Annotated in this window: 12 protein-coding genes; 7 read left to right on the forward strand and 5 right to left on the reverse strand. The window is 70.3% G+C overall.

Annotated features, from left to right (window positions below; translation table 11 throughout):
• Positions 1 to 29: 29 nt before the first annotated feature.
• The gene (locus ACTWQA_RS09335; protein ID WP_443158868.1) at positions 30 to 1,670 is read right to left on the reverse strand and encodes an LCP family protein; all 1,641 of its coding nucleotides are present in this window, start codon (positions 1,668 to 1,670) and stop codon (positions 30 to 32) included.
• 168 nt (positions 1,671 to 1,838) lie between these two features.
• A complete protein-coding gene (locus ACTWQA_RS09340; protein WP_443158869.1) occupies positions 1,839 to 3,338 on the reverse strand; it encodes a hypothetical protein in 1,500 nt (499 codons plus the stop codon).
• Between the two features lie 92 nt (positions 3,339 to 3,430).
• Here ACTWQA_RS09340 and ACTWQA_RS09345 point away from each other — a divergent pair, with 92 nt between their 5' ends.
• Genes ACTWQA_RS09345 through ACTWQA_RS09355 form a run of 3 tightly spaced genes read left to right on the forward strand, consistent with a single transcriptional unit; the run spans position 3,431 to position 7,477 of the window.
• A complete protein-coding gene (locus ACTWQA_RS09345) occupies positions 3,431 to 5,425 on the forward strand; it encodes a glycosyltransferase family 39 protein (RefSeq protein ID WP_443158870.1) in 1,995 nt (664 codons plus the stop codon).
• A 56-nt stretch (positions 5,426 to 5,481) separates the two neighbouring features.
• Positions 5,482 to 6,411: a glycosyltransferase family 2 protein gene (locus tag ACTWQA_RS09350; RefSeq protein WP_305920321.1), complete on the forward strand. Its 930-nt coding sequence runs from the start codon at positions 5,482 to 5,484 to the stop codon at positions 6,409 to 6,411.
• A 4-nt stretch (positions 6,412 to 6,415) separates the two neighbouring features.
• Positions 6,416 to 7,477, forward strand: a complete 1,062-nt coding sequence (locus ACTWQA_RS09355; protein WP_443158871.1) for a glycosyltransferase family 4 protein — start codon at positions 6,416 to 6,418, stop codon at positions 7,475 to 7,477.
• On the opposite strand, the gene ACTWQA_RS09360 is transcribed toward ACTWQA_RS09355, so the two are convergent.
• The 3 genes from ACTWQA_RS09360 to ACTWQA_RS09370 are packed head-to-tail and all read right to left on the reverse strand — an operon-like array spanning position 7,378 to position 10,565.
• Complete coding sequence (locus ACTWQA_RS09360) at positions 7,378 to 8,337, reverse strand: lysylphosphatidylglycerol synthase domain-containing protein (RefSeq protein ID WP_443158872.1); 960 nt, start codon at positions 8,335 to 8,337, stop codon at positions 7,378 to 7,380. The genes ACTWQA_RS09355 and ACTWQA_RS09360 overlap by 100 nt on opposite strands.
• Before the next feature lie 9 nt (positions 8,338 to 8,346).
• Complete coding sequence (locus tag ACTWQA_RS09365) at positions 8,347 to 9,402, reverse strand: hypothetical protein (RefSeq protein ID WP_443158873.1); 1,056 nt, start codon at positions 9,400 to 9,402, stop codon at positions 8,347 to 8,349.
• A gap of 20 nt (positions 9,403 to 9,422) precedes the next feature.
• A complete protein-coding gene (locus ACTWQA_RS09370; protein WP_443158874.1) occupies positions 9,423 to 10,565 on the reverse strand; it encodes an SPFH domain-containing protein in 1,143 nt (380 codons plus the stop codon).
• A gap of 58 nt (positions 10,566 to 10,623) precedes the next feature.
• Here ACTWQA_RS09370 and ACTWQA_RS09375 point away from each other — a divergent pair, with 58 nt between their 5' ends.
• The 4 genes from ACTWQA_RS09375 to ACTWQA_RS09390 all read left to right on the forward strand — a co-directional run bounded on the left by ACTWQA_RS09375 (position 10,624) and on the right by ACTWQA_RS09390 (position 14,713).
• Positions 10,624 to 11,451: a class I SAM-dependent methyltransferase gene (locus ACTWQA_RS09375; protein ID WP_305920325.1), complete on the forward strand. Its 828-nt coding sequence runs from the start codon at positions 10,624 to 10,626 to the stop codon at positions 11,449 to 11,451.
• Complete coding sequence (locus tag ACTWQA_RS09380; protein ID WP_443158875.1) at positions 11,448 to 12,392, forward strand: lysylphosphatidylglycerol synthase domain-containing protein; 945 nt, start codon at positions 11,448 to 11,450, stop codon at positions 12,390 to 12,392. The genes ACTWQA_RS09375 and ACTWQA_RS09380 overlap by 4 nt, the downstream gene beginning before the upstream one ends.
• A 93-nt stretch (positions 12,393 to 12,485) precedes the next feature.
• Complete coding sequence (locus tag ACTWQA_RS09385; RefSeq protein ID WP_443158876.1) at positions 12,486 to 13,601, forward strand: glycosyltransferase family 4 protein; 1,116 nt, start codon at positions 12,486 to 12,488, stop codon at positions 13,599 to 13,601.
• Positions 13,602 to 13,633: 32 nt separating this feature from the next.
• Positions 13,634 to 14,713, forward strand: coding sequence for a sugar phosphate nucleotidyltransferase (locus ACTWQA_RS09390; RefSeq protein ID WP_443158877.1), 1,080 nt, complete (start codon positions 13,634 to 13,636; stop codon positions 14,711 to 14,713).
• Positions 14,714 to 14,762 lie beyond the last annotated feature (49 nt).

Below are 14,762 nucleotides of genomic sequence, written 5' to 3' on the forward strand. Positions count from 1 at the left end.
ACGGCCGCTTACACAGGGAACTTGGAGTCTTAGGTGCAAACGTTCGTCTGCTGCGAGGCCGTGATGGTGCTCTGCTTCACGCTGTCGGGCAGCTCGGTCACCTTGACGGACTCGAAGTCCTCACCGACGACGAGCTGGATCACCGGGCCGCTCTTGGGCGCGGTCCCCGCAGCCGCGGTCGCCGGGACGTACGCCTGCGCGTTGGTCGCCGGCACCTTGCCCGCCGCCGGAGCCGGCTTGGGCAGGACCGCGCCGGCGAGCGTGTCGGCGTAGTCGGGCGCCGTGTCGATCGTCTTGGCGTAGTGGATCTCGCTCTTGGCCATGCTCTGGCCGTCCGCGGCCTCGTAGTTGCCCACGCCCACGACGTTGAAGCCCTGCTCGGCGAGCTGGTCGGCGACCTCCTTGGCCTTGCCCACGGTCTTGGTGCCGTTGAGCACCTGGACCTTCACCTGCTGCGGCTTGACCGTTTCCTTGGGCTTGGCGCTGGCGCTGGCGGACGGCGCCGGGACGGCGACCTCGGTGTCGGTCTTGACCGAGGTGAACAGCTTGGTGGCGTCGGGCTCCTTCCACACCACGCGAGCCTCCGGGTTCTCGGGGTCGGGGACCCACGGGACCGTCGTGAACTGCACGCCCTTGGCCGTCAGCTGCTTGGCGCTCATCGCGATCTCGATGAGCCGCTCGGTGTCGTTGGCCAGGTCGGGGTCCATGGTGACGGACCCGGCCGCAGCGGCGATGAAGTCCCGCAGCTTGCCCACGTCGGTCATCAGATCGCTGCTGGTGGCCTTGGCGACGACCTTGCTCAGGAAGATCTGCTGGCGCTTGATGCGCTGGATGTCGCTGCCGTCTCCGTATTTGCGCAGGCGCACGTAACCGAGCGCCTTCTCGCCGTTGAGCAGGCTCTTGCCCGGCGGCAGGACCAGCTTGGACGCCTTGTCGTTGACGCCGGACTTGAGGCAGATCTCGATGCCGCCGAGCGCGTCGACGATGTTCTTGAAGCCGCTGAAGTCCACCTCGACGAAGTGGTTGATGCGGATGCCGGTGAGGGTCTCGATGGTGGACATCGTGCAGGCGATGCCGCCGGTGTTGTAGGCCGCGTTGATCATGTCGCGGTGCGGCGCCATCTCCTGCTTGGTGGTCTCGTTCTTGCACCGGGGGATCTGCACCATCGAGTCGCGCGGGAAGCTGATCAGCCGTGCCTTGTCGCGGTTGGGCGAGATGTGCATCAGGATGATCGTGTCGGTGCGCTTGCCGCCCGCGTCAGCGGTCCTGGCCAGCTGCTGGCCGTATTTCGCGTTGCCCTCGCCCGCACGGGTGTCGGAGCCGACGAGCAGCACGTTGAGCGCGCCGGTGTCCGGGGGACGCGGGGTGATGATGTCTTCCTTGACGCTCTTCTGGGTGATGTTGCCGAAGGCGTCCCGGTAAACGGTGTAGGCGGTCAGCGAGCCCGCGACCATGACCGACGTGACGCCGATGCTGATCCAGGCCAGCACCCGCATCTTGCCCTGGCCGCCCCCGCCACCGCGGTGGCTGCGCGACGGCCGGTCGTCGGGTGGCGGCGGTGGCGTGGCGGCCGCCGCGGCCCTGCGCGCCATCCTGCTGCCGGGCTGGGTGGGGGCGCCCCTGCGGTCCTGCGCCGGGTCGGCTACCGGCACGCTTCTGTACTCACTCATACGCCCCCTAGCCTCGTTCCTCGCGCTCGCGCGCCGGCTTGGTCCTTCCGCGCCACGAGACTAGGTCAGGTTCGGCGTGTCCGGTGTGACGACCGCCGGAAACGGCCGTGACCCGGGCGTGATGTTTCCGCGGGCAAGCATACTCAGAGCCGGACATGAGGTGGAATATCATTCGCTGAACTCTTTCTGGCTTCCTGACTGATTTCGCAGGTCAGGCCTGATGCTCAGGGCCGCGGCAAGACAGGCCAGAGGTACGGCCGGCAACACGTAGCGATAGTCGAACTCCGCCGCGGCGGCCGGTGTGATCAGCAACACAATGGCCACCGACCACGGCACCGGCCAGGACGGAGCTCCCGCGAGGCGCCCTGCCTTTCGCCTGCGCCGGAGCTCGGCGATGGCCGCTATGGGAGGCACCAGGAGGACCCCCAGGAGCAGCGGGCCGGGCAGCCGCACCATGCTCTGGTAGGCCCTCAGCCATCCGGCATAGGGCTCGACGATCTCCGTGCCGATCGCACCTTGCTCATAGAGCTTGGCATACTCGGCGCCGACCTGCGCGGGATAACGTCCAGGTGGTCCCGGTGGCGTCACGGGAAACTGGTAATAAGCGTAGATCTCCTGGTCCGGATAGACCGGGCGGTCCCACCGGAACGTGCGGCCGAGCTCGGTCAGCACGGAGGCGGCGTAGTCGAGCGGCTGCTTGACGATCGCCAGGGTCGCGAACCTGGCCGCCAGGTCGTCGGTCTCCTTCGTGAACGTGATGCCAGGCAGCCGCACCAGAGGCGCGTCCTTGGCCCAGATGTACTCCTGGGACGGCGGACGCTGCTCGGGCGGGCGCGGGTCGCACAGGACCTTCAGGTCCGGAGGCGGGTCCATCCTGGCGCAGTCGGCGAACGACATCGTCCTTGCGTACAGGAAGGCGCCGTTCGCGCCGATGAGGCCGACCCGCTGGTAGGTGGCGTAGAACCAGGCGCCGTAGGCGACGAGCGGCACCAGGGCGGCCGCCAGCAGCATCCCGGCGTGCCCCACCCGCCTGCGCAGCAGCACCCCGGTGTGCCCCACCTGCCTGCGCAGCAGGAACCAGGCGGCGAACACCGCGATGAGCGGCTGGCCGACGGTCCTGGTCAGCGTGGCGGCGGCCAGCAGCAGCCCGGTGACGGCGACCGTGCTCGTCCGGCGCGTCGTGCACAGCGCCACGGCGGAGACGACCAGGAACATGAACAAGGTGTCGGACACCAGCAGGTGCTCCAGCTCGACCTGGTAGGCGTCGAGCAGCACGGGCACCGTGGCCAGCGTCGCCGCCCACCGGGGGGCCTTTCTGGCAACCCGGTAGATGAGCACGCCGGTGGCCAGACCGAGCAGATGCTGGACCGCCGCCACCGCGGCGAAGGAATGGAACGGCTCCAGCAGCTTGATGAACATCGAGTAGCCGGCCGGGCGCACCAGGTCGGGGCGCGGCTTGAAGACGGTGACGATGTAGGTGTAGGTGTCGGGAAACCACAGGGCCGGGCGGTAGCCCAGCATGGCCAGGGCGCGCAGCAGCGTGCCGAGGGCGAGCACCACGAGGAACCATCGGTGCCGTCGGGCCACACCGGCCCACCGGCCGCTCAGCGCGGGCTCGGCCGCGCGAACCACCGACGTCACCCGCCCATCCTCCTGCTTGTCCGGCACGTCGCGTACGCTACCGGCCGTCACACGACACCCGCGCCATGAGCGGCCGCCATGTGATGGCGCACACGTGCACTGGGTACGCTCGCTCTCCGATGGAACTCGATCGACCCGGCCGGGTGCTCGCCGCGCTCTCGGTGGCGCCCGCGCTCGCCGTGGCGGGCTGGCTGCTGGCCGGGCTGCCGCTGCTGCTGCTCGGCCGGTTCGCGCCGCTGCCCACGCTGCTGCTCGGCGTGCCCGCCGCCGCCCTGCTGTGCTGGGCGGGGACGCGACAGGCCGGCAAGGTGGTCGAGGCCACGGTCTGGCAGGTCGTCGGGGTGGTGGCGGTCGCGGCGGCGTCGGCCGTCTTCAACGGGGTCATGCACAGCGAGCAGTTGATCGTCAGGCGCGACCCGGCCACCTACGCGCAGTACGCCGCCTGGATCGCCGGCCACGGCGCGCTGCCCATATCCGTCCAGCCGGAGGCGTTCGGCGGGGCCGATTCTTGGCTGCTCTTCGAGGGCGTCGGGTTCTACGGCGTGGATGGAGGGGTGGCGCCGCAGTTCATGCCGGGAGCGCCGATGATGTTCGCGCTCGGCCACTGGCTCGGCGTGCCGTTCGCGGTGCCGGCCGTGCTGGGCGGGCTGGCCGTGCTCACGGTGGCCGGAGTGGTGGCGCGGCTGGCCGGGGCCCGATGGGCGGTGCTCGCGGCACTGACCTTCGCGGTGAGCATGCCGATCCTCTACACCTCGCGGACCACGTTCAGCGAGATCCCGTCGCTGATCCTGCTGTTCGGCGGGCTGGCACTGGCGCACGACGCGCTCGGGCGGCCCGGCTGGGGCCGGGGGCTGCTGGCGGGGCTGGTGTTCGGGCTGGCCGTGCTGGTCAGGGTCGACGGGCTGCGGGACGTGCTGCCGGTGCTCGCGTTCGCGGGGTTGCTGATCGCGATGCGGCGCTCGCGTCCCGCGGGCTCCGCCAGGCCGTATGGGGCGCTGGGGCTGCCGCTGGCGGCCGGGCTGGTGGCCGGTGCCGGGCTCGGGATGTTGGCGGCGTACCTGCTGGCCCGGCCTTACTTGTCGTACCTGTCGAGCTCGGTCAGGCCGCTGCTGTTCATCTGCGGCGGGGTCCTCCTGCTCACCCTGGCCGGCACCGCCGCCGCGCCGATGCTGTCCAGGATCCGGCTGCCCAGGTGGGCGCCCGCGGTGGGGGCCGGGCTGGTGGTGCTGCTCATGGCCGCCCTGTACGTGCGCCCGTGGCTGCAGACCGTCACCCGCGACCCGGTCACGCCGGAAGACCGGCGCACGTTCGCGATGATCGAGTCGATCCAGCGGGCCAACGTCATGCCCGTGGACGGCCGGCTGCTCTACTTCGAAAACTCCCTGCACTGGGTGATCTGGTACGTCGGCCTCCCCGTGGTGGTGCTGGCCACGATCGCGGCGGCCGTGCTCGTCCGCAGGCTGCTGCGTGACGGCACGCCCTTCGACTGGCTGCTGCCGCTCGCGGTCATCGGCTGGACCACCGTGACCACGCTGCTCCGCCCCGAGATCACCCCCGACCACCCGTGGGCGGCCCGCCGCCTGGTCCCCATCGTGATCCCGGGGTTGATCCTGCTCGCCGCGTACGCGCTGAGCCGCCTGGGCACCAGGCGCTGGTGGGTGACGGCGGCGGCCGTCCTGGTCGTGCTCGTGCCGCCCGTAGTGACCTCGATCGGCACCGCGTTCACTCCGGTCGAGCGGGGGGAGGCGGCGGCGGTCGAGGCGATGTGCGCCAAGATCCCGCCCGACGCGTCCGTGCTGGTCGTGGAGAGGGTCACCGGCGACCGATTCACTCAGCTCGTCCGCGGGATGTGCGACCGGCCGGCGGCGGAGGTGAAACGGGGGGCCGGGGCGGAGACCGCGCCCGACGCCGAGGTGCGCCGCCTGATCGAGCGGGTTCGCGCGGCCGGCCGCGTCCCGGTCGTGCTGGCCGCCGCGCCCGGGCAGGTCGCGCCGTACGGGCCGGCTGATCATGTGATGGCGCTGGTCACGCTCCAGGACGAGCGGTCGCTCACCGACGCCCCTAACGGGACGTGGTCAATGGAGATCAACGTGTGGATGGCCGTGGCTCGGTGAAGAGATCGGCCTGATGTGGACCTGGCCTTAAGGTGGGCACAGTAACCTCGAGCCCCGTGAGCACGCCTGAGACCCCCAAGAGTGGACCTGCCGTGGAAGAAGCGCCCTACGTCACCATCGTCCTTCCCTGCTACAACGAGCAGGATCACGTCATCGACGAAGTCGAGCGCATCACGAGGGCCATGGACTCGAGCGGCTACACCTATGAGCTCCTGGCCATCGACGACTGTTCCACCGACCTGACGCTGGCCAGGTTGCAGGAGGCCGCGCCGAGCTATCCGCATCTGCGCGTGCGCGCCTTCCATCGCAACGGCGGTTCCGGCACCGTGCGGCGCATCGGGTCGCAGGACGCCAAGGGCCAGATCGTGGTCTGGACCGACGCCGACATGACCTACCCCAACGAGCGCATCCCCGAGCTGGTGCAGATCCTGGAGAAGGATCCGACGATCGACCAGGTGGTCGGCGCGCGCACCACCGAGGAGGGCTCGCACAAGCTGCTGCGGGTGCCCGCCAAGTTCGTGATCCGCAAGGTCGCGGAGATGCTGGCCGGTCAGAAGATCCCCGACCTCAACTCGGGGCTGCGGGCCTTCCGCAAGTCGGTGGCCAAGCCCTATCTGCGGCTGCTGCCTCCCGGGTTCTCGTGCGTGACGACGATCACGCTGTCGTTCCTGTCCAACCAGCACGACATCTACTACCTGCCGATCGACTACGCCAAGCGGGCCGGCACGTCGAAGTTCAGCTTCGTGTCCGACGCCTACCGCTACATCCTGCAGGTACTGCGGATGATCATGTACTTCAACCCGCTCAAGGTGCTGATGCCGCCCGCTTTGTGGCTGGTCGGCATCGGGTTCGTGAAGGGTGTCTGGGACATGGTCCAGCACCCGTTCTATTTCCCGGCCAACACCGTCATGATCTTCCTGTCCGGGATGCTGATCGGGTCCGTGGCGCTGCTGGCCGACCTGATCGTGCGCTCGCGGGGAGAATAGGCTCGTGCGGATCGCGATCGTCGGGCCGACCTATCCGTACAAGGGCGGCGGGGCGCAGCACACCACGGAGCTGGCGCACCGGCTGTCGGCGCTCGGGCACGATGTGGTGATCGAGTCGTGGCGGGCGCAATATCCGTCGTTCCTCTACCCGGGACAGCAGACGATCTCCACCCCCGAGGGCACGCCCTATCCGGAGACCGTGCGCAGGCTCGACTGGCGGCGGCCGGACGGGTGGGTGGCGGCCGGGCGGCGGCTGCGGTCGGCCGACCTGGTGGTGCTGGCCGTGCTGAGCCCGGTGCAGGTCCCCGCGTACCTGGGGATCTTGTACGGGATTTCGCGAAAAGTCAGGACGATTGCCCTCTGCCATAACGTCCTGCCGCATGAGCCGAAGCCCTACGACGAGCCGCTGATGAAGGCCCTGCTCAAGCGGGTCGACGGCGTGCTCGCCCACTCCGAGCAGCAGGCCGGTCTGGCCCGGGGGCTGACGGGCAAGCCGGTCAGCGTGGCGGCGCTGCCCCCGCACCTGCCGTCCACCACGGCCGAACGGTCCTCGCAGGTGCACCGCCGGTTGTTGTTCTTCGGCATGGTCCGCCCGTACAAGGGGCTGGACCTGCTGCTCAGGGCGTTGCCCGAGGGCGTCTCGCTGACCGTGGCAGGTGAGTTCTGGGGCGGGCTCGACGAGACGAAGGCGCTGATCGACGAGCTGGGCCTCGGGGAGCGGGTGGAGCTCCGGCCCGGCTACGTGGCGGCCGAGGACGTGCCCAAGCTGTTCGCCGCGGCCGACGCGCTCGTGCTGCCCTACCGGAGCGCGACCGCGAGCCAGAACGTCTGGCTCGCCCACGAGCACGGCGTCCCCGTGATCGCCACCCGGGTGGGGGCCCTGGCCGACCACGTCACCGACGGCGTGGACGGGCTGCTCGTCGAGCCCGGCGACGCCGGCGCGCTGCGGGAGACTCTTGAGCGGTTCTACGCCTCGGGGGAGCCCGAGAGGTTGCGGTCGGGGGTCAAGGCCGTCGATCCCGAGCCGTTCTGGGCCGCGTACGCGGGGACACTCCTGGGCACCTGACGGCCGAGCAGGAAGGAAACGCCCGCGGCCGTCGCGTCTGCCAGCGTGAACGCCAGCCGCGACACGATCGCCACGGCCAGCGCGGGCGCGGTGCCGATGACCGGCCCGAGCACGAGCACCAGCGCGCCCTCCCTGATCCCGACGCCCGCCGGCACCACGACGGTGAGGATGCCGGTCGCCCAGGCGAACGCGTAGGCCCCGGTCGCGATGATGTAGAGGTCCGCGCGTCCGCTGAGCAGCCAGATGTGGATGCCGTAGACGAACCAGCCGAGCGCGGTCCACGCCACCGCGACGACCACGGTCCGGCCGGGCAGCACGCTCTCCAGCGGCTCCTTGCGGGCGATGCGCAGCGCCAGGTTGAGGCCCCAGGTGAGCACCTTCGGGTGCAGGCACACGGCGATCACCGGCACGAGCAGCGCCAGATACCAGGCCTGCCGCACCGCGTCCAGCGTCCACAGGGTGGCCGCCGCGATCGAGATCGCCACCCCGATGTTGATCACCAGGCCGAGCGAGATCGTCGCGAACGTGCGCCGCGGCGGGCTCCCATGATCACGGCCCAGGTCCATCATCGCCGCGTACGCCCACACCGCGCCCGGGATGTATTTGCCCAGCTGGCCCACGAACATGATCCGCCCGGCGATCCGCAGCGGCACCCACGTGCCCAGCCCCGCCAGGATCTCCCGCCAGGCCACCAGCATGCAGAACTGGCCGACCAGCACCGCGAGGAAGGCCCCGAGCACCGCCCACGGAGACATCGCCGCCACGGCGGCGGTGGTCTCCTCCCAGTTGCGCGCCAGGCCGTAGCCGAGGAATCCGACCGCGATCAGGGCGAGGACGATGCGCAGCAGCCGACGGAGCATTCGCTCAGGCTACGCGCGGTTCGCCAGGTAAAGCCAGACGACAAGCCCGACGAGCGCCACCGCGGCGAGCACCGCCAGAGCGATCTTGAGTGCGCTGTACGGCCGGTCGCCCTGGACCTCGCCGTTCACGCCGTTGATCAGCACTTGGTACGTCTTGCCGCCGTACACGTAGTTCCCGATCCACACCGGCAGCAGCACCAGCTTGAACGCGACGTGCGAGTAGCTCGTGTCGACCGAGGAGACACGCTGCACGTCGCCGCCGATGTCGCGGCGGCAGTCGTCGTGGATGACCCCCGCCATGACGGTCTTGGCCTGCTCCAGGCCGGTCTGCGGCTCGGTGTCGTAGCGCAGGGTGTGGTGCCCGGCCACGTAGCCCGGGTCGAACGGGACCGCCTGCTGCAGCGGCCAGGGCTGGAGCTTGTCCAGCCGCTCCTTGGGCGCCTGCGTCGTGGCGGCGACCACGACGTCGTCGAAGGCACGCGCCACCCTGCCGCCGGCCGGGTACCAGCGGGTGCGCCTCTCGCGGCGGGTCGTGCCGTTATGGCGCTTGGTGACCCAATAGTGCTCGCCGCGCTGGCCGACGTAGTCCGAGACCGTGTGCGCGTCGAACGTCCAGTGCGGCAGGTACGTGCTCTTCATGGTCTCCGCCTCGCTGACCTTCTTGAGGCGGTTCGGGGCGAACCAGCGGGTCTTCACCCAGCCGCGCAGGGCGTTCCTGGCGCCGCCCCGGTCCAGGCCGAACGGGAGCACGGCCTCGGGAGCGATCTGGGTGTCGTTCGCCGTGTCGGCCACCAGGGCGGCGCCGCAGAACTGGCACGCCTTGGAGATCGCGTCGCTCTCCGTGCGGGCGGCGCAGCCCGGGCAGGTGAACTGGCGGGATGCGAGGGTGTGGACGCGGGGCTTGGCCAGGAAGGCGTCGTAGGAGTGCTCGCGTACGTCGCGGGTGGGTGGGGCGATGCCCTGCCGCAGGCCGCAGTACGGGCACTGGAGGGTCGTCGTGCCGGGGGCGAAGGCCACGCTCGCGCCGCAGCCCGCGCACGGGTGCGCCGGAGTGGTGGTGGTCACGGGGGTCCTCTCGGGCGTGTTCAGGCAGGCGGCAACGGTGGCGGCGTGTCATGCAGCAGGGCGGCCAGCTCGGGCACGTCACGGGCGGGCGCCCATTGCGGCATCCCGGACCTCCAGACCAGCACGTCCGGGGTCAGGCCGGCGGCGGGCAGTGCGGCCTCGTCGAACGGCCCGCGTCGCTCCCCGCCGATGCCGAGGTACCACTGGGGGAGTGGCGGGGGTCCCTGGGGATGCTGGGCGGTGGGTGCTTGGCCGGGCTGGGAGTACTGGGCGGTGGGTGGCTGGCCGGGCTGGGGTTGCGGGGCGAGGGAGGCGGCCATGTGCTGGCCGGCGGCGATGCCCATGCCCAGGCCCATGCCTTCGGCGGCGCCGCCGGCGTTCTCCAGCGCGTTCGCGGCCTGGAAGCGCGCGTAGTCCCCGAGGTCACCGACGATGCCCATCTGCGAGCGCTTGTCCAGCGCCCGCTCCACCTCCTCGGGCAGCGAGATGTTCTCGATCGTGAAGGTCGGGATCGCGATCCCCACCCCGGCCAGGTCGGCCGTCAGGACCTCTGCCAGCCGCCGCCCCATCTCGTGCTGGTTGGCGGCGAGGTCGAGCACCGGCACGCCGGCCGTGCCGAGCGCGTGGGCGAGCCGGCCCACGACCATCTGGCGCAGGTAGCCCTCCACCTCTTCGGTGCGGAACTGCTGATCGGTTCCCGCCAGCTCCCGCAGGAGCGCACGCGCGTCCGTGACCCGGGCCGAGTACGCGCCGAACGCCCGCAGCCGCACCGGCCCGAACTCGGCGTCCCGCACCATGACCGGGTTCTGCGTGCCCCACTTGAAGTCGGCGAACTGGCGGGTGCTGACGAAGTACACCTCGGCCTTGAACGGCGACTGGAAGCCGTACTTCCAGCCCTTCAACGTGGACAGGATCGGCAGGTTCCGGGTCTCCAGTGTGTACGTGCCCGGCGCGAACGCGTCGGCGATCTCGCCCTCGTTGACGAAGACCGCGACCTGCGACTCGCGGACCACGAGCCGGGCGCCCATCTTGATCTCGTTCTCGTAGCGGGGGAAACGCCAGACCAGGGTGTCCCTGCTGTCGTCCAGCCATTCGACGATGTCGATGAATTCGCCGCGGATCTTGTCGAACAGCGCCACTTCGCCCCCGTACGTCCTTCTCATGCCAGGTCGGCCACCGTACCAAAGCGGGTTGGCGGCGAGATGGGTACTGTGGGGCTCCGTGGGGAAGCAACGGCTCGCGCAGCTCGAATACTCGCAGTTCCAGTCCGCCATGCTCGACGAGGAGAAACGGCGGCGGAAGGCAGCGAAGATCATCGCTGTGCTGGAGCACTTCCGCGGGCCGCTCGGCGGGCTGACCGTGGGTGATGTGGGATGCTCGGCCGGTTTCATCGCCGACGAGCTGGCGCAGGCCGGGGCCGGGCACACGCTGGGCATCGACATCGACGTGCCGGGGCTGCGCAAGGCGGCCGACCGGTTCGGCGAGCGGGTGGCGTTCGTGTGCGGTGACGGCACGGCGCTGCCGTTCCCCGACAGGTCGATCGACGTGCTGGTGTTCAACCACATTTACGAGCACGTCGTCGACCCGGACGCGGTGGTGGCCGAGATGCACCGGGTGCTCTCCGACGACGGGGTGCTCTACCTGGGGCTGGGCAACCGGCTCGGGGTGATGGAGCCGCACTACAAGCTGCCCTTCCTGTCCTACCTGCCTCCGGCGCTCGCCGATCGGTACGTGCGGGCGTTCGGGCGGGCCGATCATTACTACGAGCGGTTCAGGACGCGGCGCGGGCTGCGGAAGATGCTCAGGGCCTTCCACGTGTGGGACTACACCTTCCCCGTGCTCGCCACGCCGACCCGGTTCGCCGGCGGCGAGCTGTTCCCCGGCCTGCCGGGGAAAGTGGTGAAGGCCGCGCTGGCCAGGATGCCGCGCGCGGTGCTCAGGCTGCTGCTGCCGGTCGTGCCGACATACCTGTGGGTGGCCACCAAGACCCCGAAGCGCCCCGTGGGCGCGGCGCTGCCGCAGGCGCCTGAGCGGGTGCGCCCGCTGTGAGCGAGCATCCCCGTGAGGCGGCTCTTGCCGGCGGTTCCGCCGACGAGGGCGCGGTGAAGCCGTCTCGCCCCGGCCGGTCACTGGCGAAGAAGCTCGTTCGGTTCGGGTTCCTGCTCGTCGCGCTCGGGTTCGGCGGGTGGGCCGTGGCGTCGCAGTGGGACGCGGTGATCGCCGGGTTCGCCCGGCTGTCCTGGGCCGCGCTGGCCGGGTCGCTGGCCGCCGTGGTCGTCGCGCTGCTCGGGGCTATGCTGACCTGGCGCACCCTGCTGGCCGACCTCGGCTCGCCGCTGCCGCTCAGGCCCGCGGCCAAGGTGTTCTTCGTGGGCCAGCTCGGCAAATACATCCCCGGCGCCGTCTGGCCCGTGCTCGCCCAGATGGAGATGGGCCGCGACCTCGGCGTGCCGCGCTCACGCAGCGCGGCGGCGTTCTTCCTGATGATGCCCATCCAGCTCGCCACCGGACTGCTGGTCACGCTCGGCACGCTCGGCTGGGACCGATACGGCTGGCTGCTGCTGCTCATCCCGCTGCTGCTGGTCCTGCTCGAGCCCAAGGTCATCAACGCCCTGATCGCGTTCGGGCTGCGGCGGCTCAAGCGGGAGCCGCTCGAGCGCCCGCTCACCCGGCGCGGCATGCTGACCGCGCTCGGCTGGGCGCTGGCCGGCTGGACGGCCTACGGCGTGCACCTTTACTTGATCGCCCCGCAAGGCGGCCTGCTGTTCGCCGTTGGCGCCTTCGCGTTGTCGTGGTGCCTGGGCATCATGACCTTCGTGGTCCCGGCGGGCGCGGGCGTGCGGGAGGTCGCCATGGTCGCGGTGATGGCCCCTCACCTCGACCGCGGCTCCGCCATTGCGGTCGCCCTCTCCTCCCGGATCGTCATCGTCCTAGGGGACCTGATCTGCGCCGGCCTGGCGGGAATTGCGGCGCGTCGGGACTCGGTGTGATTTGACGCACCTTTTAGGGGAGGCTGGTCATAAGCTGAACTTTAGAGGGGGACGTCCAGTCCCACGTTGATCTTGAGGGGAGAAGATCTACGTATGCCTCGTGTGCTCGTCGATGCGGCGGCCGTCCCCGCGGACCGCGGTGCGTTGATCAGATATGTGGATGGGCTTGTGGCGGCCCTCCATCGGGCCGGCGCCGACCTCGCCGTCGTATGCCAGCGGGCCGAAGCGGATCGATATCGGCGGCTGGCGCCCTCCGCCGATGTGCTTTCCGGACCCGTCGCGATCACCAACAGGGCCGCCAGGCTCGCCTGGGAGCAGACCGGGCTGCCGTTGCTCGCCCGCCAGGCCGGGGCCGACGTCATCCACGCCCCCTACTACTCCATCCCGCTCAGCTCTGGTCTGCCGACCGTCGTGACGGTGCACGACGCCACGTGGTTCACCGAGCCCGACCAGCACAGCCCGCGGGCGTCGTTCTTCCGCTCGGCCACCCGCACCGCCGTACGCCATGCTCAGCGGGTGATCGTGCCGTCCAAGGCGACGCGTGACGAGCTCGTCCGCGTGCTGGCAGCCGACCCGACCCGCATCGACGTCGCCTACCACGGCGTCGACCTGGCGCAGTTCCACCCGCCGAGCGAGGACGAGATCCGCCGGGCCGCGATGCGGTGCGGGCTGCACGGCCAGCCGTATGTGGCGTTCCTCGGCAATCTGGATCCGCGTAAGAACGTTCCGAACCTCATCCGCGGGTTCGCGGCCGCCGTCAAGCGGCTGGAGAAGCCGCCCGCGCTGGTGCTCGGCGGCGGCGTGCATGAGGACGACGTCGACGCCGCCTGCCGGGAGGTCGAGGCCACGGTCAGGGTCGTGCGACCCGGCTACCTGCGGGCGCCCGACCTGTCCGGGTTCCTCGGCGGGGCGCTCGTAGTGGCCTTCCCCTCGCGCGGCGAGGGGTTCGGGCTGCCCGTGCTCGAGGCCATGGCCTGCGGCGCGCCCGTGCTGACGACACACCGCACCTCGCTGCCCGAGGTGGGCGGGGACGCGGTGGCCTACACTGAGCCGGACGCGGACAGCATCGCCGCGGCACTCGGGGAGTTGCTCGCCTCCGCAGAACGGAGAAAGCAGCTGCAGGAGGCGGGGCTGGCCAGAGCACGTGAATTCACGTGGGACGCCTCGGCCGAGGCGCATCTCAGCTCTTATCAACGCGCCATCGAATAGTCCGATAATCTCACGGAGTGATGGAGAGCTCTTTGCCAGACCTCGAGGCGATCCTCCTGGTCGGGGGGCAGGGCACGCGCCTGCGTCCGCTGACACTGGGCACGCCGAAGCCACTGCTGCCCACTGCCGGAGTGCCTTTCCTGGCCCACCAGTTGGCCCGGGCGCGATCGTTCGGCGTAAGCCGGATCGTGTTCGCGACTTCTTACAAGGCGTCCATGTTCGAGCCGGTCTTCGGTGACGGGGCGGCATTCGGGCTCTCGCTTGAATACATCACGGAGGAGACCCCGCTCGGCACCGGCGGGGCGATCCGCAACGCCGCCGAGGCGCTCACCTCCGGCCCGGACGACCCCGTGCTCATTCTGAACGGGGACATCCTGTCCGGACACGACATCGAGCACCAATTGCGCATGCACCTCGCACAGCGGGCCGCTGTCACGCTCCATTTGACTGAGGTGGACGATCCCACGCGATTCGGGTGCGTGCCGACCGACGAGAGCGGGCGGGTCACGGCGTTCCTGGAGAAGACTCCCAATCCGGTGACCAACCGGATCAATGCCGGTTGCTACGTCTTCACCCGGTCGGTGATCGACTCGATCCCGAAGGATCAGATCGTGTCGGTGGAGCGGGAGACGTTCCCGGGGTTGATCGAGTCGGGGCAGCTCGTGCTCGGCTATGCCGACCGCACCTACTGGCTCGACGTCGGCACTCCCGCCGCGTTCGTGCAGGGCTCGCGCGACCTGGTGCTGGGGCGGCTGCACTCGCCCGCGCTGCCGGGGCCGACGGGCGAATACCTGGCGCTCGCCGGGGCCCGGATTTCGCCGGAGGCCAAGGTCCGGGGTGGCACGGTGGTCGGCGCGCGGGCGGTCGTCGAGGCCGGGGCGTCGGTGGTCGGCTCGGTGCTGATCGACGACTGCGTTGTCGAAGCAGGCGCGTCCGTGACGGACTCCGTGGTCGGCAAGGGCGCGCGGGTGTGCGCGGGCACGGTGATGCGGGACGCGGTGATCGGCGATGGGGCCATCGTGGGGGCCGGCAACGAGCTGCAGCACGGCGTGCGCATCTGGCCGGGAATCGAGCTGCCCGAGCGCGCGATGCGTTATTCCAGCGACGTCTGAGGATCGCATACCTGGTCCGAACGTCTGAGCGGGTGGGGCAGACTGGATC

Origin of the sequence: Nonomuraea sp. 10N515B, from assembly GCF_052245915.1 — a bacterium.
Taxonomy (GTDB): Bacteria; Actinomycetota; Actinomycetes; order Streptosporangiales; family Streptosporangiaceae; genus Nonomuraea.

Excerpts from the sequence above, each read along its gene's own strand:
- ACTWQA_RS09335 (WP_443158868.1), bottom strand. The coding sequence starts at position 1,670 with ATGAGTGAGTACAGAAGCGTGCCGGTAGCCGACCCGGCGCAGGACCGC.
- ACTWQA_RS09345 (WP_443158870.1), top strand. The coding sequence starts at position 3,431 with ATGGAACTCGATCGACCCGGCCGGGTGCTCGCCGCGCTCTCGGTGGCG.
- ACTWQA_RS09360 (WP_443158872.1), bottom strand. The coding sequence starts at position 8,337 with ATGCTCCGTCGGCTGCTGCGCATCGTCCTCGCCCTGATCGCGGTCGGA.
- ACTWQA_RS09370 (WP_443158874.1), bottom strand. The coding sequence starts at position 10,565 with ATGAGAAGGACGTACGGGGGCGAAGTGGCGCTGTTCGACAAGATCCGC.
- ACTWQA_RS09385 (WP_443158876.1), top strand. The coding sequence starts at position 12,486 with ATGCCTCGTGTGCTCGTCGATGCGGCGGCCGTCCCCGCGGACCGCGGT.